The 759-nt window shown below is 44.0% G+C and carries 1 rRNA gene; it reads right to left on the bottom strand.

What is annotated here, in order from left to right:
- Nucleotides 1-453 (bottom strand): 16S ribosomal RNA (locus tag B0E34_RS06575); the annotation flags it as partial.
- Nucleotides 454-759 lie beyond the last annotated feature (306 nt).

Genomic DNA, 759 nt, shown 5'->3' with positions numbered 1-759 from the left:
AAAGGTTTATCCCTGTACAAAAGAAGTTTACAACCCATAGGGCCGTCGTCCTTCACGCGGGATGGCTGGATCAGGCTCTCACCCATTGTCCAATATTCCTCACTGCTGCCTCCCGTAGGAGTCTGGTCCGTGTCTCAGTACCAGTGTGGGGGATCACCCTCTCAGGCCCCCTAAAGATCACTGACTTGGTAGGCCGTTACCCTACCAACTATCTAATCTTGCGCGTGCCCATCTCTATCCACCGGAGTTTTCAATTTTAAATGATGCCATCCAAAATATTATGGGGTATTAATCTTCCTTTCGAAAGGCTATCCCCCAGATAAAGGCAGGTTGCACACGTGTTCCGCACCCGTGCGCCGCTCTCTCGTTTCCGAAGAAACAATACCGCTCGGCTTGCATGTGTTAGGCCTCCCGCTAGCGTTCATCCTGAGCCAGGATCAAACTCTCCATTGTATGTTTGTCTGACTCACTCAAAGTTTTTAACGCTTTAGTTTTTCCTTACTTGGTTGTTATATTGTATGTCAATGATCTTCATTTCTTCCGCTTCCTACAAAACTCAGTATCTGTCGTTCTTGTTTCGTATTTGCGAGTGCAAAAGTAATAACTTATTTTCATCTGACCAAATGTTTTGAAAGAAAATTTTAAAGTTTTTTCTGTAACCTTAACTCCTCTCTAAAACCTTAATCATTCACTCCTGCGCTTCCCCGTTTAGGGACTGCAAAGATACTGATCTTTTTTATTCCCGCAAGTTTTATTTTA

The organism is Chryseobacterium mucoviscidosis (genome assembly GCF_002177115.1).
GTDB lineage: Bacteria > Bacteroidota > Bacteroidia > Flavobacteriales > Weeksellaceae > Chryseobacterium > Chryseobacterium mucoviscidosis.
The sequence above is the reverse complement of the archived record's forward strand: the minus strand, read 5'-3'. Positions and strand labels throughout refer to the sequence as shown.